This is a genomic window from Embleya sp. NPDC050493 (genome assembly GCF_044458105.1).
GTDB lineage: Bacteria > Actinomycetota > Actinomycetes > Streptomycetales > Streptomycetaceae > Embleya.
The window spans coordinates 80,198-105,671 of sequence record NZ_JBITHP010000020.1 but is presented as its reverse complement, the minus strand read 5'-3'; the positions used below and the strand labels follow the sequence as shown (position 1 = coordinate 105,671).

The window sequence follows — 25,474 nt, the reverse complement described above, 5'->3', positions numbered from 1 at the left end:
TCGCCGCATACCCCATACCCCATACAGTCCGCCCCCACCTCGATCGCCGCTGCTCCCAGGGCCCGCCGCGCCGCCGAGTCACTGTGTGACGACGGCGTGCCGGTAGAGCGCCGCGGCGTTGCCGTGGGTCATGCGCCGGATCTCCTCTTCCGGGACGTCGGCGAACTGCCGGGCGAGGACTTCCTGGCTGTCCGGCCACGTGGAATCGGGGTGTGGGTAGTCGGTTTCGACCATGATGTGATCGACGCCGATGAGGTGCCGCAAGCGCATGGTCGCGGGGTCGGAGAGCACGGTGAACCAGAAGTTGCGGCGCAGGTAGTCGATGGGCGAGTGGGTCCCGAAATCGGCGCGGTAATCGAGGTCGCGGCCCATGAACTCGATGCGGTCGATGAACATCGGCACCCATCCGATGCCTCCCTCGGACAACGCGATCTTGATGTCGGGGAAGCGCACCGGGATGCGGGCGAAGAGCCAATCGGCGGCGGCCGCCATCGAGTTGATCGGGAACAGCACGCCCAGGACCGCGGCCGTCGAGTCGCGGGACGGAACGATCGTCTCGGACGACGAACCGACGTGGAGGTTCACGACCGTGCCGGTTTCCTCGCACGCACGAAAGAATGGGTCCCACGCGTCGCTGTACAGGGACGGCAGCCCGAGGCGCTCCGGGTTCTCGCTGAACGTGACGGCTACGAAGCCGCGTTCGGCGTTGCGCCGGACCTCGGCGGCGGCGAGTTCGGGGTCGCCGAGCCAAGGAAGCTGACAGGCGATGAATCGTTCGGGGTACGGAGTGATCCAGGCGTCGAGCAGCCAGTCGTTGTAGGCCCGCAGGGAAGCGAGCCCCAGGTCGTGGTCCGTCATGGAGAGGAAGCGACGTCCGGCGAAACCGAACGGCGCCGAGGGGAAGTTGAGCTGCGCGGCGATGCCGGCGGCGTCCATGTGGCGTACACGTTCGCCCGCGTCGTATGTCGCGGGGTGCAACTCGTCGAAGCTGACCGGGCCGAGGTAGCCTTTGCCCGCTTCCCAGCCCCGGAGGGCGTCGGAGCCGAGCAGCGGGACGCGCTCGTCCTCGAACACCCACCAGTCGTTGCCCGCCGCGTCGCGTTCGAGGTGCGGCGCGGCGTCCCGCATGCGCGCGGGTACGCGGTCGCGGAACAGGTCCGGGGTTTCGATGAGATGGTCGTCGACCGAGATGATGTGGAATCGGTTCGTGCCGGTCGGGACTTCGCCGCGCAGTACGAGGTCGCCCTTCGGACCGGCGTAGGCAAGGATACGTTCGAGCAGGTCAGCCATGGGTAACCTCCGGGAATCGGGGAGCGGTGACGGGCATGTCGGGCGGAGCGGCGGGGTGGTCGATCGGCTCGATGAGGGAGCAGCGGTCGAAGGGCATCGTGCTCATTCCACGTCCCGGGCGCCGCTGCGCAAGACGGTGCCGGGAAGGCGGCTCAGGCGGTCGGTGACCGGTGTGCCGTGCTCGCGAATCGGGACGCCGGCCACGAGGATGTGGTCGATTCCCGTGGGCGCGTCGGCGACGAGCCGTTCTCCGTCGGCGGGCAGGTCGCGCACCCGCCGGGTCGGGCCGGGGGAAAGAGCGTCGTAGTCGACGACGACGAGGTCGGCATGGCCTCCTGGGCGCAGCCGTCCGCGGTCGACGCCGAGCACGTCGGCGATCTCCCCGGTGAGTTTGTGGATGCCGTGTTCGACCGGCATGACGTCGCGGTCGCGCACCCAGTTGGCGAGGAAGTCGGTGGGCATGACGGCGTCGCAGATCTGGCCCACGTGCGCTCCGGCGTCGGACAGGCCCATGATGCAGCCTTCGCTGCGGATGAGCGTGGTCACGCCGTCCTTGTCGTCGTTGGCGAACGTGACGGTGAAGCGGCTCGCCAGATCGTCCTCGAGGGCGAGGTCGCAGATGACGTCGAAGGGTGTGGTGTCGCGTTCGAGAGCGATCGCCGCGACCGGCGCGCCGACCAGGTCCGGGCGCGAGGGCGAGTGCGCGACCGTGATGGTCTGCCAGCGCGGGTCGAGCCACCGGCCGCTCTCGAACTCGTCCCAGGCGCGTGCCCTCCAGGTCCGGTCCCGGAAGACGGTATGGCGGCGCTCGACGGGCACGGCGACCAGGTCGGCGAACGCGGGCAGCGCGTAGAAGGACGTCGGCTCGGCGACGGAGAACTCCTGGGTGATGGGTCGGCAGGTGACCTGCGCCCAGACGTCCGCTCCGTCGCGGCGGCCGCGCAGATGATCGGCGAGCTTGTCCCGGTACGGCGCCCGGGAGGCCGTTCCCTCCGGGTAGGTGAGGATCGACGTCCAGGTCAGCGGGCGGCCGAGGCGGCGCTGGAAGTCGTACACCCAGCGGTAGTTCTCCCCGGTCGCGATGTGCACGATGCCGAGGCCGACCTCGGCGGTGACGGACGCGAGCGCTTCGACCTCCTCCTGGGTGGCGACCATGGACGGGACCAGGCGGCCGCCGTCGCCGAGGTGGAAGCCGGCGCGGTCGCTGGAGAATCCGAGGGCGCCGCCGCGGAGCGCGTCGGCGACGGCGCCGCGCATTCGGGCGAGTTCGTCGTCGGTGGCGGGGCGTTCGTAGGCCTCCTCGCCCATCACGTACGTGCGGACGGCGGTGTGCCCCACGAATCCCCCGAAGTGGATTGCCGTACCGCGCCGCCGCACGGCCTCCAGGTACTCGGGGTAGGTCTCGAAGTCCCATTTCACGCCGGCCGCGAGGGTCGCGCCGCGCATGTCCTCGACCATCTCCAGCGTGCCGAGCAGCGAACGGCGGTCCTGTGGACGGGCGGGGGCGAGGCTGTAGCCGCAGTTGCCGGCCACGACCGCGGTGACCCCGTGCCAGGACGACGGGGTGAGAAGCCCGTCCCACAGGACCTGCGGGTCGTAGTGGGTGTGGATGTCGAGGAAGCCCGGCATGACGAGGCGCCCGGTGGCGTCGATCTCGTGCCGCGCCGTCACGGTGTCCGCGATCTCGGTGACGCGCCCGCCGCGGATGCCGATGTCGGCACGGCGAGGAGGGCCGCCGGTGCCGTCGACGACCGTCCCGCCGCGCACGGCGATGTCGTTGGTGTTCATGCCTGTTCTCCTGGTCGTCGGGTTCGGTGCGGGCATGCCGGAGGTCGGTGCGGGTCGCGCGCACGGACGGTGCTCTGTGACTCGCCATGACACGGCGGCCGGGCCGGCGTGCCGCGGCGTCTCGGCGAGCCCGCGGAACACGGGGCGTGCTCCGACGACATCGCCCCCTTCCGGACCGCAACCTACCCACAGTGGCTGCCTAGGGCAATAGTTGCCCTAGGCATTCCTTTGCCATGAAGAGACACCACGGGCCAGGGGAATCACCAGCCGACCGGTACCGTTCTGCCATGGTTGATCGTCGTGCCCGCAGCACACCGGACACTTCCCGCCTCGCGGCCGAACCCGCCGCCGCGGACGCTCGCGGCGAGGATTCCGGCGACCGCGTGATCCGGGCCATCCAGCAGTTCTCCCGCAGCCCGGCACACGCCGAGTTGGCGCGTTCGCTGTACGGTGCCGGCGACAAGGAACTCACTCCCACCCAGGTCGACGCGCTGGAAACCCTGACGTCACGGCCCCAGTGGCGCATGCACGAGTTCGCGGAGGCACTCGACATCGACCGGGGCGCGGCCAGCCGCACGACCGACCGCCTCCTCAAACTCGGGTTGGCAGAGCGGCGGCCGGACGAGGGCGACCGGCGGTACGTCATCGTGCAAGCCACCACTGCGGGTCGCCGCATCAGCCGCCGGATCCAGCGCGACCGCTATGCGCTCATGCAGGAGGTCCTCAGTGGCCTGTCCGGTCGCCGGCGCGCGGAACTGGCGGAACTGCTCGAGTACGTCACCGCGGCCATGGAGGCGACCCTGAGCCGCAGGAGGGCCGCGGGAGAATCACCGCCGTGAGGACACCGGATGCCGGACCCGCATCGACTCGTTGCCGCGTGTCAGACGGCGATCGCCCGCAGCGCTCCGACGTCGTCCGAAACGTACACGACACGGTCCTTGACGCAGATTCGCGCCGGTCCTCCCTTGGCCTCCGGGACGGCCCACTTCACGTGGCCCGCGGCGGCGTCCAGGGCGGTCAGGCCGTTCGTCGAGGCGACGTACACGACCCCGCCGTCGACCACGGGCGTCGTGAGCGGCCCGGTCAGTTCACGCACCCAGCGTCGTTTCCCCGATACACCGGCCAGCGCGGTGACGAAGCCGTCGGCGCTCGACGTGAACAACGTACCGTCGGCGGCCACCACGGTGTCGAGGCTGTCGAAGCGCCCGGTGACCGTCGCGCTCCACTGCAAGGCGCCGGTCCGGGGGTCCGCGGCATCGATGCGACCTGCGGCGGGCATCCAGTAGACGGAGCCGCCCGCAGACGTCACGGTCCCGTGGAACGGACGCGAGGCGCCGCCGGAACTCTGCGGCTCCGTTCGCCACATCTCCCGGTGCTTCGCCAGGTCGATGGCGATCAACCCGCCGGCATTGGTGACCAGGTACGCGACATCCCCTGTCGCGGTGGGCGGGGCGGACAGTCTCGTTGCCAATTCGAGGCCCCACTGGACGTTGCCGGTGGTCGGCTCGACCGCCCAGAAGAAGGCGCCGTTCGCGGGAACGGTCATGTTCCACCAGCACAGCAACCCCCCATCGAAGCCGTAGCCGGGGGACTGGTTCGCGGTCGTCTCGACGTGCCAGCGGATGCGTCCCGTGTCCTGTTCCACGGCGGTCGTGCGGGGGTTGGCGTCGACGACGTGCACGAGGCCGTTGGCGACGACGGGCACCATGTGAGGGACGGCGACCTCCTCCAACGCGGGATCGAAGGTGGGCACGCGCCAGAGTTCTCGTCCGGTGCGGGCGTCGAGCGCGGCGAGTTCCTTCCCCGCGACACTGACGAAGACCCGGCCGCCGGACACGACGGGAGTGCCGAGCGGCCGGGCGGGAGAGCCGACATCGCGGGACCAGAGCACGGGAGGACCCGCCGGCGTGCTCGACTTCGCGTCGTGGCGCCGTCGGAGGAACGCCGCGGTCGGCAACCCGACCGCCAGAGCACCGACACCGAGGTAGAGCAACCGTCGGCGACTCGGGCCGGTTTCGTGGCCGTCCGAATCCGTAGGAGCCGGAGGGTTCGCAGCGCCCTCCGGATGCCACGGGGGCGGAGCTTCGTGCGGCCGCCGAGTCGAGGTCGGCGCCTCGGCGTGGGGGTGGTAAATCCCGGGTTTCGGAGGGCTGGGGATGCGCGGGTGCCTGGGCTGCGTCGGGGGGACGGAATCGGATGCGACGGCGGAAGGCGGCGCGGGCGCCGCGGATATCGGGGGGCGGGCGGGAGTCAGTCCGAGCCAGGGATTCGCGACCCGCGCCGAATCTCCGAGGGCCGAATCTCCGAGGTCGGGATCTCCACTACCTTCCCCAGCGGCATGCGCGGCCCAGTCCGAGCCGAGGACGTCCGTGGCCACGCGCGCCACCTGGTGGAGAACATCGGCGGGCAACCAGGCCGCCTCTCGGCTCGGATCAGTGGTGTCGACCATGTTGTCCAGCTCCGCCACGAGTTCCCTCGGCAGTGGCCGGTCCTGCGGGCGCTTGCTCAGACATGCCCGGATGAAGCTTCGGAACTCCTCCGGTACGCTGTCGAGATCGGGCTCATGGAGCGTGATGTTCGCAAACAGGAGCGGCAACGGCCCCTCGCCGAACGGCAGTTGCGCAGTCGATGCGTAGGCCAGGACGACCCCGCACGAGAACACATCGCTGGCCGGACCCACTTCGGCCGTCTCGAACTGCTCCGGCGACATGAAGGCGATGGAGCCGAGTGTCTGCGACGCGCGGGTGAGGGAGGTCGCGCCGGCCAAGTGGGCGATGCCGAAGTCGATCACCCGCGGCCCGTCCGCCGTCAACAAGACGTTGGACGCTTTCACATCGCGGTGGACGAGGCCGACGGCGTGGATGTGCTCGAGCGCAACCGCGAGCCCACGGGCCAAATGGAGCACGGTTCGCATCGGCAGCGGACCGTGTGCGGCGACGGCGTCGGCGAGCGTGACGCCCGGCATGTAGGCGGTTGCCAGCCACGGTGTGGCCGCGTCCGGATCGGCGTCCACCAACGGCGCGGTGAAGACGCCGGTGACGGCTCGCGCGGCGGCGATCTCGCGGGTGAATCGACGGCGGAAATCGTCGCCGTCCTCCAGTAGATCGGAACGCACCGTCTTGACCGCGACTGTCCGGCCGCCGGGACCACGCCCCAGATACACCCGGCCCATGCCGCCGGTGCCCAGCCGACCGACCAGGTTGAAGGGCCCCAGTCGGCGCGGGTCGTCGTGGTGCAAGGGCTCCATGGTTCTCCTGTACCGCGCTCGATTTCCCACACCCTGCCAGTCACTGTGGCCATGGTCAAAAGGGCAGCCAATATGCGCGACACGCCCGCGCATCAGGTCCTGCCGGGCAGTCCTGCCGAGATGTGATTCCGGGGGCGGGGGCGCATCCCGGCCGTCCGCGCCACGATCACCTCGATCCGCGAGGTGGACTCGGCGCCGTCCGCGGAGCCAGGATCGGCGGACAGGTGCCCGACCGACGACCGACCCCCGACCGACTCGATGAAGGCGCGGACCGACCGGGAATTGCCCTCTTTCATGGACGCGAGCCGGCCTGTCGGTGGCGGTGAGGTGCGCTACGACGAGCGGCGACTTGCCTGTGTGCCGAGGCACGCCAGGTGTCGCCAACGACCGTTGCCGGACTGCCGCTTCGCGGTGACGAGGCAAGATGGTTGTCACCGGATCGGCGCGCCTCCCATCACCGGTGCGCGATGAAGCAGGGCGGATGAAGCAGGGCGGTTGCCGCCGGTCGCACAATGCCACCGAATGCCCGAGCCATACGGGAACCCCTGTGGTATGCGTCCTTCTTGCGCCCGCCATGCGATGGCGGGGAAGGGGTACGCGCCCCGTCGCGTGTGTCCGGTGGGGGATCGCGCCCCGAGGGATCCGGCGGCGGCTTCTCGCCGGCCCGTCTCTACGTCGTTCGGGACGTGGACCGCCCCCGACCGGCGCGATCGAGTGCGAGCGCCCGGGCGACGATCGGCACGCCCGAAGAAATAGTTCGCTTGGGCGAGCAACCCGGTGACGCTCGACGGCACTCAAGGGATGCGGGGAGGTGCTCATTGAGAGCCGAAGACGCGCAGGAGTGCCGCGAGTTCGTGCGGACGCGCTGGGCGAGACCCGTACGGACGGCGTACTTGTCGATTGGCGACCACGGCGAGGCCGAGGACGTGGTGCAGACCGCATCGACCAAGGCGTACGTCGCCCGGAACCGCGTGCAGGGCAGCGAGAACCCCGACGCGTACGTACGCCGCATCCCGGTGAATGCCAACGCGGCCCGGTTCCGGCGCAAGCGCATCACCCGCTGCAGAGCTACCTCGCCGGCATCCACCTCCGCGCCGCGATGATCTGGAGCAAAGCCCTGAGCCGGAGCACCCGTTGATCTCAACTGGATACGCGCCCTGCGCGGCGCGGACACCATCCGGACCTGACACCCGACACCGGCACAACGGCCGGCCGCCACGAATCGTGGCGGCCGGCCCCTTATTGCGTTGTCGCTTCGGATGCGCCCCCGCCGTGCACTGCCGCCCCGGCGCACTCCGTGTCGACGCGGGTCATCGACCGGTTCGCCGCATCGGTCGGCAGTCGGCCGGAGCCGGCCGGAGCCGGTCGGATCAGGGGAGCCGATCCGACCGGCTCGGGTCCCGGTCACCGCCCAACCGGTCCCGTCAGTCGCTGTAGACGCCGACCTCGCGGAGCGAGTAGCCCCATTGCGTGCCGCGCTCCAGCCCCTGCATCCGGACGTAGCGCGCCGGGGTTCCGGCGAACCGCGCCGTGTCCAAGCCGCCGTCACCGCTGTTCGTGGACCAGGCCGTCTGCCAGTTCGTGCCGTCGGCCGACAGCTCGACGCGGTACGACTTCCCGTACGCCTCCTCCCAGTCGAGAGTGACGCGTTTGATCAGGTTCGTGGATCCGAGGTCGATCCGCAGCCACTGGTCGTTGCTCCACTCGCTGGCCCAGCGGGTGCCGTTGTCGCCGTCCACGGCCCGGCCGGGCGCGAAGCTGACGAACGGGTTCCACCATTGCGACGTGGACGCCGAAGCAGCCGCGCCCGAGGCCAGGTTCGTCCCGGCCCTGTGCCGTTCGGTGTTCCCCCAGGTGCGCAGGTAGGACTCGGCGCCCGCGAAGAGGTCGTCCACGACCTTCTGACCGCCGACGATGCGGATGTCCTCGATCCAGTCCGGGACCATGCCGTAGTGCGGCGCGCCATCGGTGTTGAAGTCCCAAGTACGCTCGCCGGCGGTCTGCTTGTCGATCACCGATCCGCCGTCCGTGCTGCGGAACGGGTACTTCACCGGGTTCGGAGTGTCCGCACCCCGTGGACCGGGCCAGCCGCCGACACCGTTCATGTCGGTGCCGTAGCCGTAGCCGACCCCGTACTTCTCGCGCAGCGCCGCCGTGCTCCCGGCTTCCGCGCTGAACGCCTCCGATCCGTTCATGTACTGGCTGACGAACCCGCCGAGTTTGTAGAGCCGCTCGGTCCAGCCCGCGTCCATCCAGCTGTGCGAGGAGATGATGCCCGAGTACGACTGGGATTCGAGGAGGTCGAGGGCCCGACCCGCGGCCTTGACGCTCATGTGGTCGATCTCCAGCATCATCTTGCGCTTGATCATGCCGCGCACCGCGTACTCACCCAGGTCGGTCAGCCCACGGGTGTTGCACTGCGCGCCCGAGGCGTACGAGGGGACGGTCACCCCCGCCGGCAGCAGCTTCTCCGCCGTCGACGCCGCGTTGCCGATCGGGTTGTCCTGCTGCGGACCGCGGCAGGTCTCCGTCTGCCAGAACGTGCCGGTCGACAGGAACTGGCCGACGTTGATCGCCGTGCCGAGGACGCCCTGGTCGAAGCGGACCCCGCAGAGCGCGTTGTCGAACTTGTGACACAGGAACATGCTGCGCACGCCCAGGTTGTACAGCTCGTCCAGGCCGCGGTCGATGTCCGCCTGGCTGCACTGCGCGACGTTCAGGATCTGTTTGCAGCCGAAGGGTTCGGAGGTCTCGACGCCCAGGACGACGGCGAGCTTGCCCTGCTCGATCACTTGGCGGGCCTGCGCGCTGTCGGTGACGATGCGGAACCAGCCCTTGCCCGGGCCGCCGTACATCTTGTCGATGAAGGCCTGCATATCGTACGACTTCTGTGCCTCGAGACGGATGGCGGTCATCTCGTCGCAGCCGCGGTCCTTGAAGAAGTAGACCGAGCAGATCACGCCGTTGGTGACCAGGTCGTTGACGAGCACCCGCTGGCCGCCACGCCAGGCCCGCTCGATCCAGGCGTAGTAGTTCTGCTGGTGGGTCAGTGAGTCGTGGGCGGGCCAGTCCTTGAAGGTCGGCCATCCATTGGGGTCGTGCCTGCCGTCGCCGCCCTTGGTGATGAAGTCGAAGATGGCGAGCGTGCCGTCGGGGTAGTGCTCGGGGCAGTCCTTCAGCGCGTCGGCGACGCCCTGCTCCGAGAACGGCTTCCCGCAGATGAGCCGGCCGCCGAAGCCCTCGTTGGCCATGATGTGGTCGTGGGCGTCGACGAAGCCCCTTACCCGCCCCTGGGCGTCGGTGCCCTTGAAGGGCTCGCCGGTGACGTTGATCTGCGAGTCGGGCATGGGCCGCGCGGTCGGGGTCCACCAGCCGGGCTCCGCCGCGGAGTTGGGCATCGGACCGAGGACCAGGGCCATCACGGCGAAGAGCAGTGACACCATCGTGAGGAAGCCGAGTCTGCGGCGCAGAGGTTGAACCATGATCATCACCCAGTTCTTATATGCGAGTTGGGCTCATGTTTCGCCTCTTACGTTAGGCATGCGCACCCGCGACGCCAACCCTTGACGGGGACCATCGTCGGGAAATGCGGAAGTTCGCTCCGCCGGGGACCGCTTCCCGTCCATGGCGGGGTGCCCCGCTGTCGGTGACCCGCCGCAAGCGCGCGCCAACGCCGCGCGGCGGTTGCCGGCGGTCGTCGACCGCCCGCCCGAGGGCCTGTGGGTGCAATCGCCAACGGCCCACCAAACACGCCCGCACGCACACGTGCGGGCGTCCCGACGTCCGGGAGCCGCCGGAACTCGCACGGTGTCCGTGTGAGCCGGGCAGGCGGCTCAGCCGCGGTGGGCGCGGATGAGGTCGCGATACCAGGCGAAGGACGCCTTCGGGGTGCGGACCTGGGTGTCGTGGTCGACGTGGACGAGGCCGAAACGCTGGTGGAAACCTTCGGCCCATTCGAAGTTGTCCATCAGGGTCCAGGTGAAGTAGCCGCGGACGTCGACGCCTTGGGCCACAGCGGCGTCGACTGCCCGGAGATGGCTGTCCAGGTAGTCGATGCGGTCGAGGTCGGGCACGCTGCCGTCCGCGGTGACCACGTCCTCGACCGAACAGCCGTTCTCCGTGATGTAGACCGGCGGGAGCGTGGGGTAGCGCTCCTTGAGACCGACGAGCAGTTCGCGCAGGCCGTCGGGGACCACGGGCCAGTCGAAGGCGGTGCGGCGGTAGCCCTCGATGGGGGCCTCTTCGAACGGCAGGCCCTCGGACGTCGGGGCCTGGATCCGGGTCGGGTTGTAGTAGTTGATGCCGAGCGCGTCCAAAGGTGCCGAGACGAGTTCGAGATCACCGTCCCGGACGGAGCCGCCGAGGGTGGCGTCCGCGCCGTAGGCCGACAGGTCGGGATACGCGCCCGTGAGGATCGGGTCGTTGAACAGGCGGTTGTGCAGGTTGTCGTAGGCCTGGGCGGCGGCGCGATCGGCGGGGGCGTCCGAGGCGGGCCAGACCGGGGTGCAGTTGTTCGCGATCATCACCTGGAGGCCGCGTGCGCGCAGTTCCCTCAGCGCCAAGCCGTGGCCGAGCAACTGGTGGTGGGCGACCGGCAGACAATCGAGGAACAGGGTGCGGCCCGGCGCGTGGGTGCCGAGGCCGTAGCCCCAGACCATGTGGATGAACGGCTCGTTGAGTGTGATCCACTTCCGCACGCGGTCGCCCAGTCTGTCGGCCACGATGGCGGAATACTCGGCGAAGCGGTACGCGGTGTCGCGATTGAGCCAGCCGCCGTCGTCCTCCAGGGCCTGCGGGAGGTCCCAGTGGAACAGGGTCGGGACGGGCTCCACGCCGCGCGCGAGCAGGCCGTCGACCAAGCGGTCGTAGAAGTCCAAGCCCTGGAGGTTGACTTCACCCCTGCCGGTCGGCTGGATCCGGGGCCAGGCGATCGAGAAGCGATATCCGGTGAGGCCCGCCTCGGCCATCAGCGCGAGGTCCTCCTCGTATCGGTGGTAGTGGTCGCAGGCCACGTCACCGGTGTGCCCATCGCGGATCGTGCCGGGTCGGGCGGTGAAGGTGTCCCACACCGAGGGGCCGCGGCCGTCCTCCTTGGTGGCACCCTCGATCTGGTACGACGCCGTCGAGGCGCCCCAGACGAAGTCCGCGGGCAGATGGTTCAGTGCCATGTCCGACCTCCTAAAACATGAGTCGTACTCATGTTAATCCTCGTCGATGGGATGATGGAAGCGTGAACCAAGATCGCACCGCGGGCACGATGCGCCGCCGCCCCGTCCAAAGGCGCAGCGCCGAACGATTCAAACGGCTGTTGGACGCCTGCGCCGAACTCCTGGACGAGGTCGGCTACATCGCGCTGACCACCAAGGAGGTGGCGCGCAGAGCCGAGGTGCCCATCGGCACCCTGTACCAGTTCTTCTCCGACAAGGAGGGGTTGATCGGCGCGCTCGCCGCCCGCAACCTGGACACCTTCCTCGAACGGGTCTCGGCGCGACTGGAGCACGAGAGGCCCGAAGACGTCTCGGGCATCGTGGAGGTGACCGTCGACGAATTCGTCACCATGCGCCGGACGATCACCGGTTTCGGGGTGGTCGACTTCGGCGCGGAGGGTCGGGACCACACCCTCGATCCGGCCCTGGACAACAACACCGCGGTCGCCGGGCGGCTACGGGGGCTGACCGCGGCCCTGACCGGAGCCCGGGACGACACCGAACTGGAGATCGTCGTCCGAGTGGCCCTGGAGTGTGCGGACAGCGTGCTGAAACTGGCCTTCCGCACCGATCCGCAGGGCGACCCCCGGCTGATCGCCGAGTGCAAACGAGTCCTCGACAGCTATCTGAACGACCACATCCGGTCGCTGACAACGGGTGGGTGACCAACGTGCTCCGCTGCCACAGGACACGAACGCGGTTGCCTCGACCGCACCAAACCGGCCTTCCCTCGCGGCGTGTGGCTAGCGCACACTCCGGACCTTCCAGACCAGTGCCCCGCCCAGCGCGGACATCGCCGCGGAGCACAGGAACAACGAACGATAGCCCCCCAGTTCGCCGAGAACGACCGAAGCGATCGGGGGAACCAGCACGTACGGCAGGGAGGTCATCAGGTTGGCCAGGGCCATGTCCTTGCCCCGATCCGCCGAGGCCGGGAGCACTTCGGTGACCAGGGCGGTGTCGACGGCCAGGTACACGCCGTAGCCCAGGCCCAGGATCACGGCCGCGACCAGCGTCATGGCCCAGGTGGGGGACAGGGCGAGCGGGATGGCGGCGACGGCCATCGTGAGGCCGCCGAGGAAGACCAATATCCGGCGCCTGCCCAGCTTGTCGGAGAGCCAGCCGCTGATGACGACCGTCGAAATGGTGGCCAGGCAATTGACGCCGATCACGATGAGCAGACCGTCGTCGGTGGACCGGCCGGGGAAGAGTCGCTCGTAGTGCAGGACGTCGTCCAGGAAATACGGCATGTAGAGCGTGCCCAGGCCGTAGCCCAGGCCCATGACGAACCGGGAGCTCATCGCCCAGACGAAGTCGGGATGCTCGCGCGGGCTGATCCGGTAGCCGTCCAGGAAGGTGCGCAGCGAGAACGGCTCACGGTGGTCACCGGGCAGCGGCGGGTCCTTCATGACGACCGCGAACAGCATGATCAGCAGCGGGAACGCGGCCATCAGCGCGTATTGCGCGGGAAACCCGGCGACGAGACCGAGCATCAGCCCGCCCGCGATCAAGCCGCCCGCCTGCGGGACCGTGGCCCAACCCAGCACCACGCCGCGTTGCGCGACCGGGACCCGGTCGGGGACCACGGGGGCGAGCCCGGCACCGATGATCATGAAGCCGAAGGACAGCATGAAAGCGCCGAACGCGACCCCGGCGACCGTCGTTTGCAGGCCGGTGAAGACCAGCGCCGCCATGCAGGCCAGCGAGCCCACGACCATCCACGGTCGGCGGCGGCCGAACCGGCCCGTGGTGCGGTCGCACAGGGCTCCGGCCAGTGGTGCGACGGCGATTCCCGAGATCGCGCCCATCATGCTGACCCAGGCGTAGCTGTCGACCTTTCCCGCCGGGTCGATCCGGGCGATCTGGTCGGGCATCAGGAACGTGGTCGGCACCAGCATCGGGACGTACATCCCGGCGTTGGCCAGGACGAACAGGACGACCCAGCCGGGGCCGACCTTGCGGGTCGGTTCGGCGAGGGCCTCGGGCCGTCCGGGGGCGAGGGTCATCGGGACACTCTCCGCAGGTGGACGAGTTCGCTCGTACAGTCGAAGGACAGCAGCGGCGGGAGGCCGTGGCCGAGCAGGACGGCGCCTTCGTGCACGGCGCCGGTGCTCTCGTCCCGGTAGCGGGCGTCCGGATCGAGGCCCTGGAGCCTGGTACGGGCGACCGAGCGGTTCAGCGCGGACGGCTGGAATTGGAATACGACGACCTCGTCCTCGGTGAGGAACTGCACGGCATGGTGCCCCAGGCGGTACTGGACGCCGCCGTGCACGACGGGACGGATCCGCTTGTACTGTTCGACCAGCATTCGGGACCAGGCCAGATCCTCCTCGCTCCACTTGCGCAGGTCGCCGCCGATGCCCATCGCCCCGGCCATCGAGACGTGGAAGCGGTACCGGATCGAGGTCGAGCGGGCGGTGAAGCTGTTCGGGTTGTCGGTGACCCAGGCGCCCATGGTCCGGGCGGGCAGCATCTGGCAGTGTCCGTGCTGGATCTCGATCCGGTCGGCGGCGTCGGTGTTGTCGGACGTCCAGACCTGGTCGGCGCGGGCCAGCACACCCAGGTCGGCCCGGCCGCCGCCGCCCGCGCACGACTCCAGGTACAGACCGGGACGGGCGGCGCGCAGCCGGTCCATCACCTCGTAGACGCCGCGCGTGTGTTCGACCCAGACTCGGTCGGGATCGGCGGCCCCGGGTTGCCCGGCCTCGCTGAACGGCCGGTTCATGTCCCATTTGAGGAAGACGACGTCCAGCTCGGTAACGGTCCGCACCAGCCATTCCACCGCCCATTCACGGACGTCGTGGCGGGCGAAGTTCAGCACGTGCTGATTACGGCGCCGAGTGCGGGGTCGGCCGTCCTGGCACAGGATCCAGTCGGGGTGCGCACGGAACAGGTCGCTGTCGGGGTTGACCGCCTCGGGCTCGACCCACAGGCCGAAGCCCATGCCCAGCGCGCGGACGTGGTCGGCGAGCGGACCCAGACCGTCGGGGAAGCGGTCCGGGTTGGGCCACCAGTCGCCGAGCCCGGCCATGTCGCTGGTGCGGGCGCCGAACCAGGCGTCGTCCACCACGAAGATCTCGACGCCGATACCGGCGGCGAGCTCGGCCAGTTCGCTCTGCTGCTTCTCGGTGATGTCGAACTCGGTGGCCTCCCACGAGTTGTAGATCAGCGGGCGTTCGGCCGGACGGGCGGGCAGCACCTGCCTTTCCGTGTAGGCGTGCCAGCGGCGGCTGGTGCCGCCGAAGCCGTCAGGGGCGTAGAGACCGGTGAAGACGGGGGTCTCCAGGCTCTCGCCGGGGAGCAGTTTCCAGAGCAAACCCTCGTGGCCGAAGCCACCGGTCCAGGAGGTGCGGCCGTAGGGGTCGCGGCGCAGGGTGATCCGGCGGCTGCCGCTCCAGGCCAGCGCCGCGCTCCAGACCTCGCCGTGCTCCTCCGCCGCGTCGTGCGCGTCGAGCATCAGCCAGGGTCCGGCGTGCTGTCCCGTGATGCCGAGGCGGCTGGTGAACACGATCTCGCCGACGGGCACCCGGTCGCGCCGGAGCTGGAACTCCCGGCCCCACTCTCCCACCACATGGCTGACCCGATAGTCGTCGCGGGCGGGCAGCGTCCAGGCGGCGGAGTCGAAGCGCAGGACGTGAACGGGCTCGTCCGCGGTGAGGACGGCCCAGCGTTCGATCTGGTCATGGCCGTCCCGGATCCGGTAGTGCAGATCGAGGCCGAGGGAACGGACGCGGTCGGTGAAGGAGAGCGTGAGCAGGCCGTCCTCGGACGTGTGCGAGACGAACCGCCACTGGAAGCCGCGGACGCCGTCGTCGAAGCGGACGGTCAGCGACGGCACCCCGAACCGCAGGCCACCCTCGACCACGTACTCCTCGCCGCCGGGGTCGTCGCTGCCGGGATCCTCGGTGGGCAGGTCGGCCGCGATCACGACGGCCTGCTCCAGGGTCAGCGGCCGGCCCCAGTACACGTGCCGGGGGACGTCGTCGGCGTCCAGGACGAAGGCGTACGAGGTGCCGGGCGTGTTCAGCAGCCAGAGGCGGGCCGCAGGGTGGTGAGTGATCATACGGAACCCCTAAATATGAGTGGCACTCATGTTTCGCTCCACATGGTAGGCACGCGGGCCCACCAGGCCAACCCGCCGCCGGCAGTGGGGAGTACGCGCTCACTCGTATCCGCAGCGAAAGCGCCGTCGGCGGTACACCGCGACCACTCCCGTCGGAAGAGGCTCGGGAACATCTGAGAGCAGAAATCAGCCGGTATGGCGAACGAATGCGCAACTATTCGGGACGGTTCCTGCTTGATCGACACCCAGAGGGCATTGACATTGGTGAATTCGCGCATCTATAACGGGAGCCAGTCCACTCGGTCACCACGAGCCGAGCACCTCACCAACTCGGGCCCTCCTGGGCCGCTTTGCTGCTGCACGCGCTTCGTTGCACGCCAACTGTCCGCCCAGGATCACGCGTTGCCCCCGAGATGAGGGAACGACATGCACTCGCGCATTCCCGCTTCCCGGGTCCCCCTCCCGCCCGACCGCCCGAGGGCTGTGTGCGGAGGTGTTCCGCTTCCCCGGTGCTGGGCCGTGCCGAGCATCGGCAGCGCCGGCCGAGCGATGCGAACGAATGTTTCGACCCCGCACATCGAGAGGGAAAGATGACCCACCACCAGCTCTTCATCGCCGGCGCCTTCGTGGACGGAACGGGCCCCGGAACCTACGAGGTGCACAGCCCCGCCACCGGCGAACTCGTCGGGACCGTCCCGGTGCCCTCCACCGCCGACTTGGACGAGGCCGTGCGCGCCGCCAACGAGGCGCAGGCGAAGTGGGCGCGAAGCACGGTGTGGGAACGCGCCGCGGTGTGCCATCGGATCGCCGACGAACTCCACAAACGCGTCGAGGAGTTGGCCTACCTGACAGTCATGGAACAGGGCAAGCCGCTCAGCGAGGCACTCGTCGACATGGAGGAGACCGCGCTGTTGTTCCGCCTCCAGGCGGACGACGCGACGCGTGTGTACGGCGAGACCATGCCGTCGCTGCACGCGAACAAGCGGATGTTCACCACGTACCGGCCGGTCGGCACGTGGGGGATCATCACGCCGTGGAACTTCCCGCTGCACTCGGTGGTGGAGTTCGTCGCGCCGGGCTTGGCGATGGGCAACGCGCTGGTCGTCAAGCCGCCGGCCAACACCCCGCTCAGCGTGCTCAAGGCGATGGAGGCATTCGTCGCGGCCGGGCTGCCCGACGGCCTGGTCAGCGTTCTGCCCGGGGACGGCACGATAGGCGAGGCGCTGGTGCGCCACCCGAGCATCGACGCGATCGGCTTCATCGGATCGTCGACCACCGGCGAGCGCATCCAGGCCGCGGCCGGCCTCAAGCGCTCCATCATGGAGTGCTCCGGCAACGGTCCCCTGATCGTCCTGGCGGACGCCGACCTCGACGCCGCGGCGAAGGCCGCCGTGTACGGCGCGCACTTCCTCGCCGGCCAGGTCTGCTGCGCGACCGAGCGGGTGCTCGTCCACCGCGACGTGCACGACGGCTTCGTAGCGGCCGTGCTGCGCGCCGCCGAGGTCGTCGTCCTCGGCGACCCGTTCGATCCGGCCGTCAACCTCGGGCCGCTCAACAACGAGGGTGTCGCCGCCAAGATGGACCGCCACGTGGCCGACGCCCGCGCACGCGGCGCCAAGGTCCTCACCGGCGGCGGTCGGCGGGCGGGCATGCCGACGGACCTGTACTACGAGTTCACCGTGATCGACGACGTCCCGGTCGACAGCCTGGTCTCCCGCGAGGAGTCCTTCGGCCCAGTGGTGCCGATCATCACCGGCGTCGACGACGACGACCTCCTGCGCATCGCCAACGACGACGAACTCGGCTTGCAGGGCGCCGTGTTCACGAAAGACATGGGCACAGCCTTCCGGTTCTTCGAGGAGATGGCGGTCGGTCAGGTCATCGTCAACGACAGCACGTGCTACTGGGACGCCAACATGCCGTTCGGCGGCGCCGGTGGCAGGCGGACCGGGTGGGGCCGGATGGGCAGCAAGCACACCCTGCAGGCCATGGCGGACGTTCGCACGGCGGTCTTCGGCTTCTGAGCGCGCTGCCTTCTCACGAGTTCCGAAGCGCGTTGCCTTCTCACGAATTCCGAACCGCACTGCCTTTTCACGCCGCACACCCGCCCGCCGACGCGCGGCCCCGGCACCGACACCACCGCCCCCGACGGACGCCTGCTCGTCCCCGTGCGCATGGCCGGCGCCGCCCGCACCATCGCCTTCGAACGCGAGAACGGCGCCTGGGTCGACCGTGGCAGCGAAATGGCCGTCTTCATGCCGCTGCGCGGCGGCATCGGCGACGACTCCCGCACCGTCGTCGACCTCACCGGCACCGGCGAGGTCACCCTCCACACCCACCGCGACAACCACCCCCACACCGATGCCGCCACCCTCGCAGGCGTCCTCGACAACCCCCGCCACACCACCTGGAGCGGCGTGACCTTCGGCTCGGGCGAGTCCTTCGATGGCTGGACCTGTGGCTGGACTGCTCGGCGACCAACCCACGTCCGCACGGTCTCGGTCGTCGCCGCGCCCAGCGCCGCGTCCACCGGCCTGGCCGCCGGCGCGGGCACACGGGCCGCCGGACCCGCGAGTCCGAGCAGACCCGGGGGCCGCTGACAACGACCCGGCCCGCCGCCTGGTGGACCGGCACCTCCAGGGCGAACCAGCGCGGGCCCAGCGGGGCGGCTCCGGGGGCGGGCGGGGTTTTCCACCAGCACGTCCACCCGCACCCGCGCGCGATCGGGTCCGGTGGGCGTGACCGCACCGGGAACCGCGTCCACCACCGTCTGGCGGCCGGCCCGGGTCCAGCCCTGGACCGGGTCCGCGCCGGCGGGCATGACCACCGTCAACGCCTGATCGCGGTCCTGGGGTCGGGCGCCGTCCCACGTCGGGTAGGCCCGCGCCCACCGCGCGGCCACGGCCTGCGCCGCGTCGACGGGGAACGTCGGCGCCTGCGGTGCGGCCACCGGGACAGGCGGGGCGGGCGGCCGGTCTGGCGCGACTCACGACCGCACTCCGGTCACTGCGGCGAGCCCGACCACCCCCCTACACCAGGCCGCGGCCGGCACGCCGCAGCCACCGGGGGCGGTCGTCCTCCTCGGCCACCGTCCACGGTATCCCCGCCGAACCGGGCGGCACAGGTTCGGGCGCGGGGTCGACCGGCGGGGTGTGGCTCGCCTGCACCCCGCCGGTTCTCCGATGCCGCCCCCACCGCCGCGGCGACCGGCTCGGTCGGTGCGGGAAGCCCGACCAGGGCCCCGCAGCCCACGCTTCAGCGTCGTCGTTCCCATGCGCGGTCGCCCTCCCTCACCGACACAGCCGGTCGATAGCCGCAACGACCGCGCGCGGGGGAAGACACCGGAACTCGAACAAGTGTGATCGTTCGATCGCTACGCGATCACAATAAAACGGACAGCGATCACGCCACCCGTCCGACCTGCGGCAGTGACCCACGCGCCACCCCGCGCGTTACGCACCACAGGACGCCCCCCGGACGGCGGCCCCCGAGGAGGCAGTTGTGCGCGTCCCCCGCCTGGCCGGCGTCCTGGTCCTGTGCGCCGTGGCCGGATGCACCCACCAGGTCGCGCGCACCGACGACCGGCCCAAGGCCCTCGACCCGTCTCTCGTCGCGGCCGCCGTCCCCCTCCCGCCCGCCGGCGCCCCCTGGACACCGCTCCCACCGGGACCGGGCTCACCGGATTCCACCGCCGCGGCGCCCACCGTCCCCGACGCCGGCGCGTCGGCCTCCCCCGGGGCGGAGCCGAACTCTCCCGATCCCGACCGCGGGGAGGCCGGTGGCGCCTCGACGCGCACCGCGCCCGGCGGCGGGCGAACCTCGGACGGCGGCCGGGACTTCGTGGCTCCGCCGGCCCGTCGCGACGCCGGGGACCGCGGACCGGCGCACGGCGATGATTCCTCGCCGGAACGCGCGGAGCCCCCGCGCTCGCGGGAGCCCGGGAAGACGAAGGAACGGGTAAGGATCCCGCAACCACCACCGATCGACCCGAAGATCATCTGCGATTTCGGCGAGCACGTCTGGGAGGCCGGTTCGCCACAGGAGAAGACGTGCAGGTCGGTGTACGGCTAGCGGCCGCTTCGGGTCATCGTGCCGAACGATCTAGCGCCGGGTGGGGGGCCGCGGGGGAGGGCTTCGCAGGTAATTGCGTATTCCTACTCCAACGTCCACCTGCGCAACTCATCCGCCACAGCCACCGTGTCGGGGTGTTCCTCGCCCAACAACCGCTCGCGGTCGGCCAGCACCCGCTCCAACAGGGCGATGGCCTCACCGGTCCGCCCCGCCTGCCAGTACGAAGCGGCCAGGTTCGCCGCGGCCGTCAGCGTGTCGGGGTGTTCCTCGCCCAACAGCCGTTCCCGGTCGGCCAACCCCCGCTCTTGCAAGGCGATGGCCTCACCGGTCCGCCCCGCCCGCCAGTACGAGACCGCCAGGTTCGCCCTCTCCGTCAGCGTGTCAGGGTGTTCCTCGCCCAACAACTGCTCGCTGTCGGCCAACCCCCGCTCCTGCAGGGCGATGGCCTCGCCGGTCCGCCCTGCCTGTGAGTACGAGACCGCCAGGTTCGCCCTCGCCTTCAGCGTGTCGGGGTGTTCCTCGCCCAACAGCCGTTCCCGGTCGGCCAGCACCCGCTCCAACGGGGCGATGGCCTCGCCGGTCCGCCCTGCCTGTGAGTACGAAACCGCCAGGTTCGCCCTCGCCTTCAGCGTGTCGGGGTGTTCCTCGCCCAACAACCGTTCCCGGTCGGCCAGCACCCGCTCCAACAGGGCGATGGCCTCGCCGGTCCGCCCCGCCTGCCAGTACGAGACCGCCAGGTTCGCCCTCTCCGTCAGCGTGTCGGGGTGTTCCTCGCCCAACAACTGCTCGCTGTCGGCCAACCCCCGCTCCTGCAGGGCGATGGCCTCGCCGGTCCGCCCTGCCTGCCAGTACGAAGCGGCCAGGTTCGCCGCGGCCGTCAGCGTGTCGGGGTGTTCCTCGCCCAACAGCCTTTCCCGGTCGGCCAGCACCCGCTCTTGCAAGGCGATGGCCTCGCCGGTCCGCCCCGCCTGCCAGTACGAGACCGCCAGGTTCGCCCTCGCCGTCAGCGTCTTGGGGTGTTCCTCGCCCAACAGCCTTTCCCGGTCGGCCAGTACCCGCTCCTGCAAGGCCGTGGCCTCGCCGGTCCGTCCCGCGTCCGAGTACAAAACCGCCAGGTTCGCCCTCGCCGTCAGCGTGTCGGGGTGTTCCTCGCCCAACAACCGCTCGCTGTCGGCCAACCCCCGCTCCAACAGGGCGATCGCCTCGCCGGTCCGCCCCGCCTGCGAGTACGAGACCGCCAGGTTCGCCCTCGCCGTCAGCGTGTCGGGGTGTTCCTCGCCCAACAACCGCTCGCTGTCGGCCAGCACCCGCTCTTGCAAGGCGATGGCCTCGCCGGTCCGCCCCGCCCGCAAGTACGAGACCGCCAGGTCCGCCCGGGCCGCCAGCGTGTCGGGGTGTTCCTCGCCCAACAACCGTTCGGCGTCGGCGGTGGTGCGTTCCCAGTGCGCGGTCGAAGCGCTGTGCAGGCCCGTATCGAGGAGGCTTTTTCCGGTTCGGTACAGGATCGGGTGCCACAGGAGGTCGCCGGCGTGTGTGGCGAGGGTGTGGGTGTTGGTTCGCAAGACGGCTGCCAGGTCCGTGTCGGTGTGATCCTGTTCGGGCCACATCCCGAGCAGGGCGTCGGCGGCGGTGCGGGCTAGGGCGGGGAGTTCGGCGTCCGAGGCTCCTTCGCGGATGGCGCGGGCGGTGAGGGCGTGGATGCGTACGGCGCGGGGGTCGTTGCGGGAGTCGTCGGTGATCAGGCCGTAGCGGTGCAGCAGTCGGAGCACGGCGTGGGCGCCTTCGGCGTCGACTCGGGTGTGGTCGGTGCCGGGGGTCGGGGTGCGGTGGGTGTCGAGGTGGTCGAGGACGCCGGGATGGGTCCAGAGGCTGCGGGGGTGCCCGGCGGGGTCGAGGAAGGCGGCGAGGGTGAGGGCGGGGGCGGCGAGTCCGGCGGGTTCGGCGAGTTGCGCGGCGTCCAGGGACAGCAGGAGGGCGGCGGCCACGGGGCGGCCGTACTGTTCGGTGTCCGCGTCCTGCGGCAGGAGCTTGTCCAGGCGTGCGGTGCCGGCGGTGAACAGGCGCAGGTACCGCCCGCAGGTCACGTCCTCGTTGATCATGTACGCGGCGGCGTGCGCCAGGGCCAGCGGCAACAGGCCCAACTCCCGGGCCAGTCGCGGGGCGACCTCGTCGAGAAGGTGGGCCTTTCCGGCGCGGGTGAGACGCTCGCGCAGATACGCCTCGGCCTCGGCCTGAGTGTAGGTGTCGACGTCGATCACGACGCGACCGCCGCCGGAGAGCAGGGCCTCGCGGCGGCGGGTCGACGCCGACACCCGCCCACTGCCGGACCGTGACGGGGCCGGTGGCCACCAGGGTTCGAGTGCTCGGGGGTGGGTGATGTCGTCGAGGACCACCAGCCACGAACGCGATGTCGTCGCCAGCCAGTTCACGAACGCCCGGGCGTCGTCCTCTGCATCCGCGCCCGCAGCCCCCGGGGCGGCGACCAGGCGGGCTGCGGTCGCGTAGCTGGTGATCACCTGTTCGGTGTCGGCGGCGTTGACCCACAGGACCAGGTCGACGCCGTCCGCGCGGGCTTGGTGGGCGTAGGCCGCGGCGAGTTGGGACTTGCCCGTGCCGCCGCCGCCGGAGAGCACCACGCTCGCGTGGTCGGCCCGGGCATGGTCGATCCGCTCGCGCAACTCGGCGCGGTTCTGGAACGCGGAGGCCAGCGCGGGCACGGGATTGGGCTGGAGCGGCCACTGCACCGGCTCCGGGGCGGTTGCGGCGTGGACGTCCACGTGGGCGACGTGGACGTTGCCGCTGATGGCCACGGCGTGCGGCGCCGATGCGGTGGCGGTCCCGGTCTTCTCGACGCGCACCGTTCCCGCGCCGGCGGCCTCAGGGGGTGGTGGTCCGCGGTGGCCGGTCACCGCGGTCCCGCCGTGGCCGGCGTGGGCGTCGCCACTGTCGGTAACCACCGTCTCCTGCCCGACGACAAGCGGGTCGTCGGGCGTGGCGGAAGGAGCGGGTGCGCGGTCGCGTCGGCGCCATCGCACGGGTGGCTTCCTCGCTTTCTCCGGTGTGTCCCGGTGCGCGGCGGTGGCGGGCGCGGTCAGGGGCGGCGGTCGATGCCGGTACCGGCGCTGCTGCCGGGACCGTCGGCAACCGCGTCGCCGGTGCGCTCCGCTCTCGAGGACCCCCCACCGGGCCCCGCGGGACCCTTGATGCCGGTGTGGGCGTCACCGCCATCGGTCCCTTGGGCGCTGCCGGTCACGATGACCTCCTCGTTCACGGGAAGCGGAGCCGGAGGTGTGGGCTGCTGCCCGAGCAGGGCCCACAGCAGCGCGCCCACCCCGGTGGCCGCCTGAACGGACGCGCCCACGATCTGGCCCGTGCCCGGACCGTCCAACAACCACAACAACGGCGTCGAAACGATCACCAACCCCGCGATCACCGCGACCGTGATCTTCCATCCCTGGGACATGCCCCACCCCCGGTCCGTCACCATCAGCAAGCCCAACGCACCGTAATCGGCCGTCACTTCCCAGGACTATCAGATATATCGGCCTGTCGTGGCAAAGCATGACGATCCGTCACTGTCACACGGCGGGCGCGCGTTCATTGGCACCGAGAACACCAGCGAGTTGGACGGACATCGGGACCCGGCCGACACGTGCGCCGCGGGTGGGACTGAATACCGGATCGAGCCCTCGGGTGCTGACCCTGAACGATCTGTTCCACCCCGGGGGTTCCACCGAACCGACAACCAATGGGGCGACTTCGACCTCGCGACCGGCCACGACACCCCAGCGCCCCGGCCCTGACCCAACGTGCCGGGCGTGTTCGTGATCGGCCGGGCAACGGGACGAGCGTCATGCCCCGATGGGCTCTTTGCGGAGTGCGGCGAGGATTTTCGCTGCGCTGCTCTGGCCGATGTCGAAGTGCGTGGCGACGTCGGACGCGGTGGCGCCCGGGTTCCCGGTGAGCCGGGTGCGGACGTCGTCGCGTCTGTGATCACGGTCCTTGCGTCTCAGGTGGTCACGCTCACCCGCCGCCTGGCGGGTCCGGGCGGTGATCCCGCTGCGTTGTTGACAACCTTGATTCGCTCGCAAGTCGATCACGCACGTCGGCAGCGGGATGCCGAGCAGCGTGTGCGCGCCCGGGAGACATGACGGCGTCGGCCGGCATGGGCTTCGGTTCTCGCGCTGGTGACCGCCGGTTTGATTCGACTGGAAAGCGGTGCAGACCGTCGGCCGCCGGCCTTTGCCGAGAATCGCTCGCCCTTCGCTGCAGGAGATCACCGCCGGACGAGGCCTGCCTTGCGCATGCCGAAAGCCTGCTTCCGTCGTCGGCCGCCACGCGGTGGATCCTGACCGTGACCTGCCCCCGGCCACTCAACCGCGCCGTGGACGACGTCCGCGTCCGCCCCGACAACGTGGCCCGTCACGTCGCTCAGTGGTTCGACGTCGACGCGGTGCCGACGCGGCGACTGGGGCGGTATCGATATCCCGCTCGCCTCGATCGCGCATTGCGTGACGTGATCGGGGAGGCTGTCGAAGGCCTCGGGGTCGTCGGGGTGGTTGGCGTACAGGGCGGCGAGGAACGCTTGAAGCGTGTCCTCGCCTTTGGGGAATGTCCGGCCGTTGCGTTCGACAGCGATCGAAGAACTCCCCGAAGCGGGCGTCTTCGAGCCCAAGTGGGACGGTTCTCCGGACGTTTGCAGATGTCTCATCCGAGGCCGCCCGGTGGCTTGCGGGGCTTCCCGGACGACCGCCGTCCGCGTGTCTTGTGTCAGTGCTGCTCGTCGAAGTGGGTGTGTATGGCCGCCAACAGGCTCTGCAGGTCCTGCCGGGAGAGGGGAGGCCACCCGAAGTCGCCCAGGAGGGTGTCCAGTTCCTTTCGCGAGCGGAACATGAGCAGAATCTGCTGCAGTTCGGCTGCCGCGGAGGCCATCACCGTGCCGCAGGCGATCGGGTGTTCCGTCGAGGCCGCGGCTCCCGCCGCGTCCTCGACGTCGGGGTACGGATCCGAGGAGGAGATCCGGACGAACCTGTGAAGGATCTGGAATGCCTGGGAGAAACGGATCCGGGCCTCCGGACGACTCATCGGCAGTTCCTCGAACCGGGGAGAGGACTCGTAGTCCTTGTCCCGCAGGTACTCGGCCAGGTAGCGCAGGAACTCCGCGGGCGGCCAATCGCCCGCGGCCCGGGCCAGCCGGACGTCGAACTCGGCGGGGCGCGGCGGGGATCCGGCCGAGTCGATCTCGTCGGCGAGGACGTCCAGGAGCGCGGAGACGACGCCCAGGGGCATGGTGGACCAGGCCACCGGAGAGTCGCGCACGACGCGGCAGAACCGCTCCAGTTCGTCCTCGAGGGATTCGCCCGCGTCCACGCACGCCCACTGGACCAGGAGGTGAATCGAGCCGTCGATGAACAGGAGATCGTGGTTGGAGGTCATGGCGCCACAGCCAAGTACCTGCGCCGGAGTACCGCAACCGGATTCGAATCCGCCGGTCGCGCATCGGTGGTTCGTTCGGTGGGAGACCTCAAGGTCGTCGTGCACCGGACCGGCCGTGAGGCTCACTTCGACCACCCCGCCCTCGCCGCGCACCTGATCCGCACCCAACTCGCCGCAGACCTCGAGGCGTTGCGGCACGTTACTCCACCGCTCGGACCTGGTACGCCGAAACCGGTCTTCCCCAACCGCTACCGCGACCTGAGCCGCGAGAACGCGGATCAGCTCGCGAGGCACATCCACCGACGCGGCATCGGAACGTAGGCGCACCGGGTGTGCGGGGCGTCCGGCTCGGCCGGCCGCCCCGCACACGTG

19 protein-coding genes are annotated in these 25,474 nt (G+C 70.2%); 7 read left to right on the top strand and 12 right to left on the bottom strand.

Annotated features, from left to right (window positions below):
- Nucleotides 1–78 precede the first annotated feature (78 nt).
- Both ACIBM5_RS31635 and ACIBM5_RS31630 read right to left on the bottom strand, forming a co-directional pair.
- Complete coding sequence (locus ACIBM5_RS31635) at nucleotides 79–1,290, bottom strand: amidohydrolase family protein (RefSeq protein WP_396010000.1); 1,212 nt, start codon at nucleotides 1,288–1,290, stop codon at nucleotides 79–81.
- A 102-nt stretch (nucleotides 1,291–1,392) separates the two neighbouring features.
- Nucleotides 1,393–3,078 carry an amidohydrolase family protein gene (locus ACIBM5_RS31630; protein ID WP_396009999.1) on the bottom strand — a complete coding sequence of 562 codons (1,686 nt, stop codon included), beginning with the start codon at nucleotides 3,076–3,078 and terminating at the stop codon, nucleotides 1,393–1,395.
- 287 nt (nucleotides 3,079–3,365) lie between these two features.
- Between ACIBM5_RS31630 and ACIBM5_RS31625 the strand changes: the two genes are divergently transcribed.
- Nucleotides 3,366–3,917 carry a MarR family winged helix-turn-helix transcriptional regulator gene (locus tag ACIBM5_RS31625; RefSeq protein ID WP_396009998.1) on the top strand — a complete coding sequence of 184 codons (552 nt, stop codon included), beginning with the start codon at nucleotides 3,366–3,368 and terminating at the stop codon, nucleotides 3,915–3,917.
- 41 nt (nucleotides 3,918–3,958) lie between these two features.
- Here the strand turns inward: ACIBM5_RS31625 and ACIBM5_RS31620 are convergent, their stop codons facing one another.
- Entirely contained in the window at nucleotides 3,959–6,325 is a 2,367-nt protein-coding gene (locus ACIBM5_RS31620; RefSeq protein WP_396009997.1) for a PQQ-binding-like beta-propeller repeat protein, read from the bottom strand.
- An 893-nt stretch (nucleotides 6,326–7,218) separates the two neighbouring features.
- Between ACIBM5_RS31620 and ACIBM5_RS31615 the strand changes: the two genes are divergently transcribed.
- Nucleotides 7,219–7,428, top strand: a complete 210-nt coding sequence (locus ACIBM5_RS31615) for a sigma factor (protein WP_396009996.1) — start codon at nucleotides 7,219–7,221, stop codon at nucleotides 7,426–7,428.
- 321 nt (nucleotides 7,429–7,749) lie between these two features.
- Here ACIBM5_RS31615 and ACIBM5_RS31610 read toward each other — a convergent pair whose 3' ends face one another.
- Nucleotides 7,750–9,813 carry a discoidin domain-containing protein gene (locus tag ACIBM5_RS31610; RefSeq protein WP_396009994.1) on the bottom strand — a complete coding sequence of 688 codons (2,064 nt, stop codon included), beginning with the start codon at nucleotides 9,811–9,813 and terminating at the stop codon, nucleotides 7,750–7,752.
- 345 nt (nucleotides 9,814–10,158) lie between these two features.
- A complete protein-coding gene (locus ACIBM5_RS31605; protein WP_396009993.1) occupies nucleotides 10,159–11,493 on the bottom strand; it encodes a GH1 family beta-glucosidase in 1,335 nt (444 codons plus the stop codon).
- A gap of 62 nt (nucleotides 11,494–11,555) precedes the next feature.
- On the opposite strand from ACIBM5_RS31605, the gene ACIBM5_RS31600 reads away from it, so the two are divergent.
- The gene (locus ACIBM5_RS31600) at nucleotides 11,556–12,197 is read left to right on the top strand and encodes a TetR family transcriptional regulator (RefSeq protein WP_396009992.1); all 642 of its coding nucleotides are present in this window, start codon (nucleotides 11,556–11,558) and stop codon (nucleotides 12,195–12,197) included.
- A 78-nt stretch (nucleotides 12,198–12,275) separates the two neighbouring features.
- Here the strand turns inward: ACIBM5_RS31600 and ACIBM5_RS31595 are convergent, their stop codons facing one another.
- Both ACIBM5_RS31595 and ACIBM5_RS31590 read right to left on the bottom strand, forming a co-directional pair.
- The gene (locus ACIBM5_RS31595; RefSeq protein WP_396009991.1) at nucleotides 12,276–13,538 is read right to left on the bottom strand and encodes an MFS transporter; all 1,263 of its coding nucleotides are present in this window, start codon (nucleotides 13,536–13,538) and stop codon (nucleotides 12,276–12,278) included.
- Nucleotides 13,535–15,595, bottom strand: a complete 2,061-nt coding sequence (locus tag ACIBM5_RS31590) for an alpha-galactosidase (protein ID WP_396009990.1) — start codon at nucleotides 15,593–15,595, stop codon at nucleotides 13,535–13,537. Before ACIBM5_RS31590 ends, ACIBM5_RS31595 begins: the two co-directional genes overlap by 4 nt.
- A gap of 590 nt (nucleotides 15,596–16,185) precedes the next feature.
- Here ACIBM5_RS31590 and ACIBM5_RS31585 point away from each other — a divergent pair.
- The 3 genes from ACIBM5_RS31585 (at nucleotide 16,186) to ACIBM5_RS31575 (ending at nucleotide 19,666) form a co-directional block, all read left to right on the top strand.
- Nucleotides 16,186–17,619 carry an aldehyde dehydrogenase family protein gene (locus ACIBM5_RS31585; protein ID WP_396009989.1) on the top strand — a complete coding sequence of 478 codons (1,434 nt, stop codon included), beginning with the start codon at nucleotides 16,186–16,188 and terminating at the stop codon, nucleotides 17,617–17,619.
- A gap of 144 nt (nucleotides 17,620–17,763) precedes the next feature.
- Nucleotides 17,764–18,195 carry a hypothetical protein gene (locus ACIBM5_RS31580; protein WP_396009988.1) on the top strand — a complete coding sequence of 144 codons (432 nt, stop codon included), beginning with the start codon at nucleotides 17,764–17,766 and terminating at the stop codon, nucleotides 18,193–18,195.
- 901 nt (nucleotides 18,196–19,096) lie between these two features.
- Nucleotides 19,097–19,666 (top strand): hypothetical protein, encoded by a 570-nt coding sequence (locus ACIBM5_RS31575; RefSeq protein WP_396009987.1) that lies wholly within the window; start codon nucleotides 19,097–19,099, stop codon nucleotides 19,664–19,666.
- An 83-nt stretch (nucleotides 19,667–19,749) separates the two neighbouring features.
- Here the strand turns inward: ACIBM5_RS31575 and ACIBM5_RS31570 are convergent, their stop codons facing one another.
- From ACIBM5_RS31570 to ACIBM5_RS31550, 5 genes are all read right to left on the bottom strand, one after another.
- Nucleotides 19,750–22,623, bottom strand: a complete 2,874-nt coding sequence (locus tag ACIBM5_RS31570) for a tetratricopeptide repeat protein (protein ID WP_396009985.1) — start codon at nucleotides 22,621–22,623, stop codon at nucleotides 19,750–19,752.
- A 134-nt stretch (nucleotides 22,624–22,757) separates the two neighbouring features.
- On the bottom strand, nucleotides 22,758–23,129 hold the full coding sequence (locus ACIBM5_RS31565) for a hypothetical protein (protein WP_396010091.1): 372 nt from the start codon (nucleotides 23,127–23,129) through the stop codon (nucleotides 22,758–22,760).
- Between the two features lie 388 nt (nucleotides 23,130–23,517).
- Nucleotides 23,518–23,946: a hypothetical protein gene (locus ACIBM5_RS31560; protein WP_396009983.1), complete on the bottom strand. Its 429-nt coding sequence runs from the start codon at nucleotides 23,944–23,946 to the stop codon at nucleotides 23,518–23,520.
- On the bottom strand, nucleotides 23,943–24,341 hold the full coding sequence (locus ACIBM5_RS31555) for a hypothetical protein (protein WP_396009982.1): 399 nt from the start codon (nucleotides 24,339–24,341) through the stop codon (nucleotides 23,943–23,945). Before ACIBM5_RS31555 ends, ACIBM5_RS31560 begins: the two co-directional genes overlap by 4 nt.
- Nucleotides 24,342–24,436: 95 nt before the next feature.
- Nucleotides 24,437–25,102 carry a hypothetical protein gene (locus tag ACIBM5_RS31550; RefSeq protein WP_396009981.1) on the bottom strand — a complete coding sequence of 222 codons (666 nt, stop codon included), beginning with the start codon at nucleotides 25,100–25,102 and terminating at the stop codon, nucleotides 24,437–24,439.
- A gap of 78 nt (nucleotides 25,103–25,180) precedes the next feature.
- Between ACIBM5_RS31550 and ACIBM5_RS31545 the strand changes: the two genes are divergently transcribed.
- On the top strand, nucleotides 25,181–25,423 hold the full coding sequence (locus ACIBM5_RS31545; RefSeq protein ID WP_396009980.1) for a hypothetical protein: 243 nt from the start codon (nucleotides 25,181–25,183) through the stop codon (nucleotides 25,421–25,423).
- The last annotated feature ends 51 nt before the right edge of the window (nucleotides 25,424–25,474 follow it).

Excerpts from the sequence above, each read along its gene's own strand:
- ACIBM5_RS31635 (WP_396010000.1), bottom strand. The coding sequence starts at position 1,290 with ATGGCTGACCTGCTCGAACGTATCCTTGCCTACGCCGGTCCGAAGGGC.
- ACIBM5_RS31630 (WP_396009999.1), bottom strand. The coding sequence starts at position 3,078 with ATGAACACCAACGACATCGCCGTGCGCGGCGGGACGGTCGTCGACGGC.
- ACIBM5_RS31625 (WP_396009998.1), top strand. The coding sequence starts at position 3,366 with ATGGTTGATCGTCGTGCCCGCAGCACACCGGACACTTCCCGCCTCGCG.
- ACIBM5_RS31620 (WP_396009997.1), bottom strand. The coding sequence starts at position 6,325 with ATGGAGCCCTTGCACCACGACGACCCGCGCCGACTGGGGCCCTTCAAC.
- ACIBM5_RS31610 (WP_396009994.1), bottom strand. The coding sequence starts at position 9,813 with ATGATCATGGTTCAACCTCTGCGCCGCAGACTCGGCTTCCTCACGATG.
- ACIBM5_RS31605 (WP_396009993.1), bottom strand. The coding sequence starts at position 11,493 with ATGGCACTGAACCATCTGCCCGCGGACTTCGTCTGGGGCGCCTCGACG.
- ACIBM5_RS31595 (WP_396009991.1), bottom strand. The coding sequence starts at position 13,538 with ATGACCCTCGCCCCCGGACGGCCCGAGGCCCTCGCCGAACCGACCCGC.
- ACIBM5_RS31590 (WP_396009990.1), bottom strand. The coding sequence starts at position 15,595 with ATGATCACTCACCACCCTGCGGCCCGCCTCTGGCTGCTGAACACGCCC.
- ACIBM5_RS31585 (WP_396009989.1), top strand. The coding sequence starts at position 16,186 with ATGACCCACCACCAGCTCTTCATCGCCGGCGCCTTCGTGGACGGAACG.
- ACIBM5_RS31565 (WP_396010091.1), bottom strand. The coding sequence starts at position 23,129 with ATGTCCCAGGGATGGAAGATCACGGTCGCGGTGATCGCGGGGTTGGTG.
- ACIBM5_RS31550 (WP_396009981.1), bottom strand. The coding sequence starts at position 25,102 with ATGACCTCCAACCACGATCTCCTGTTCATCGACGGCTCGATTCACCTC.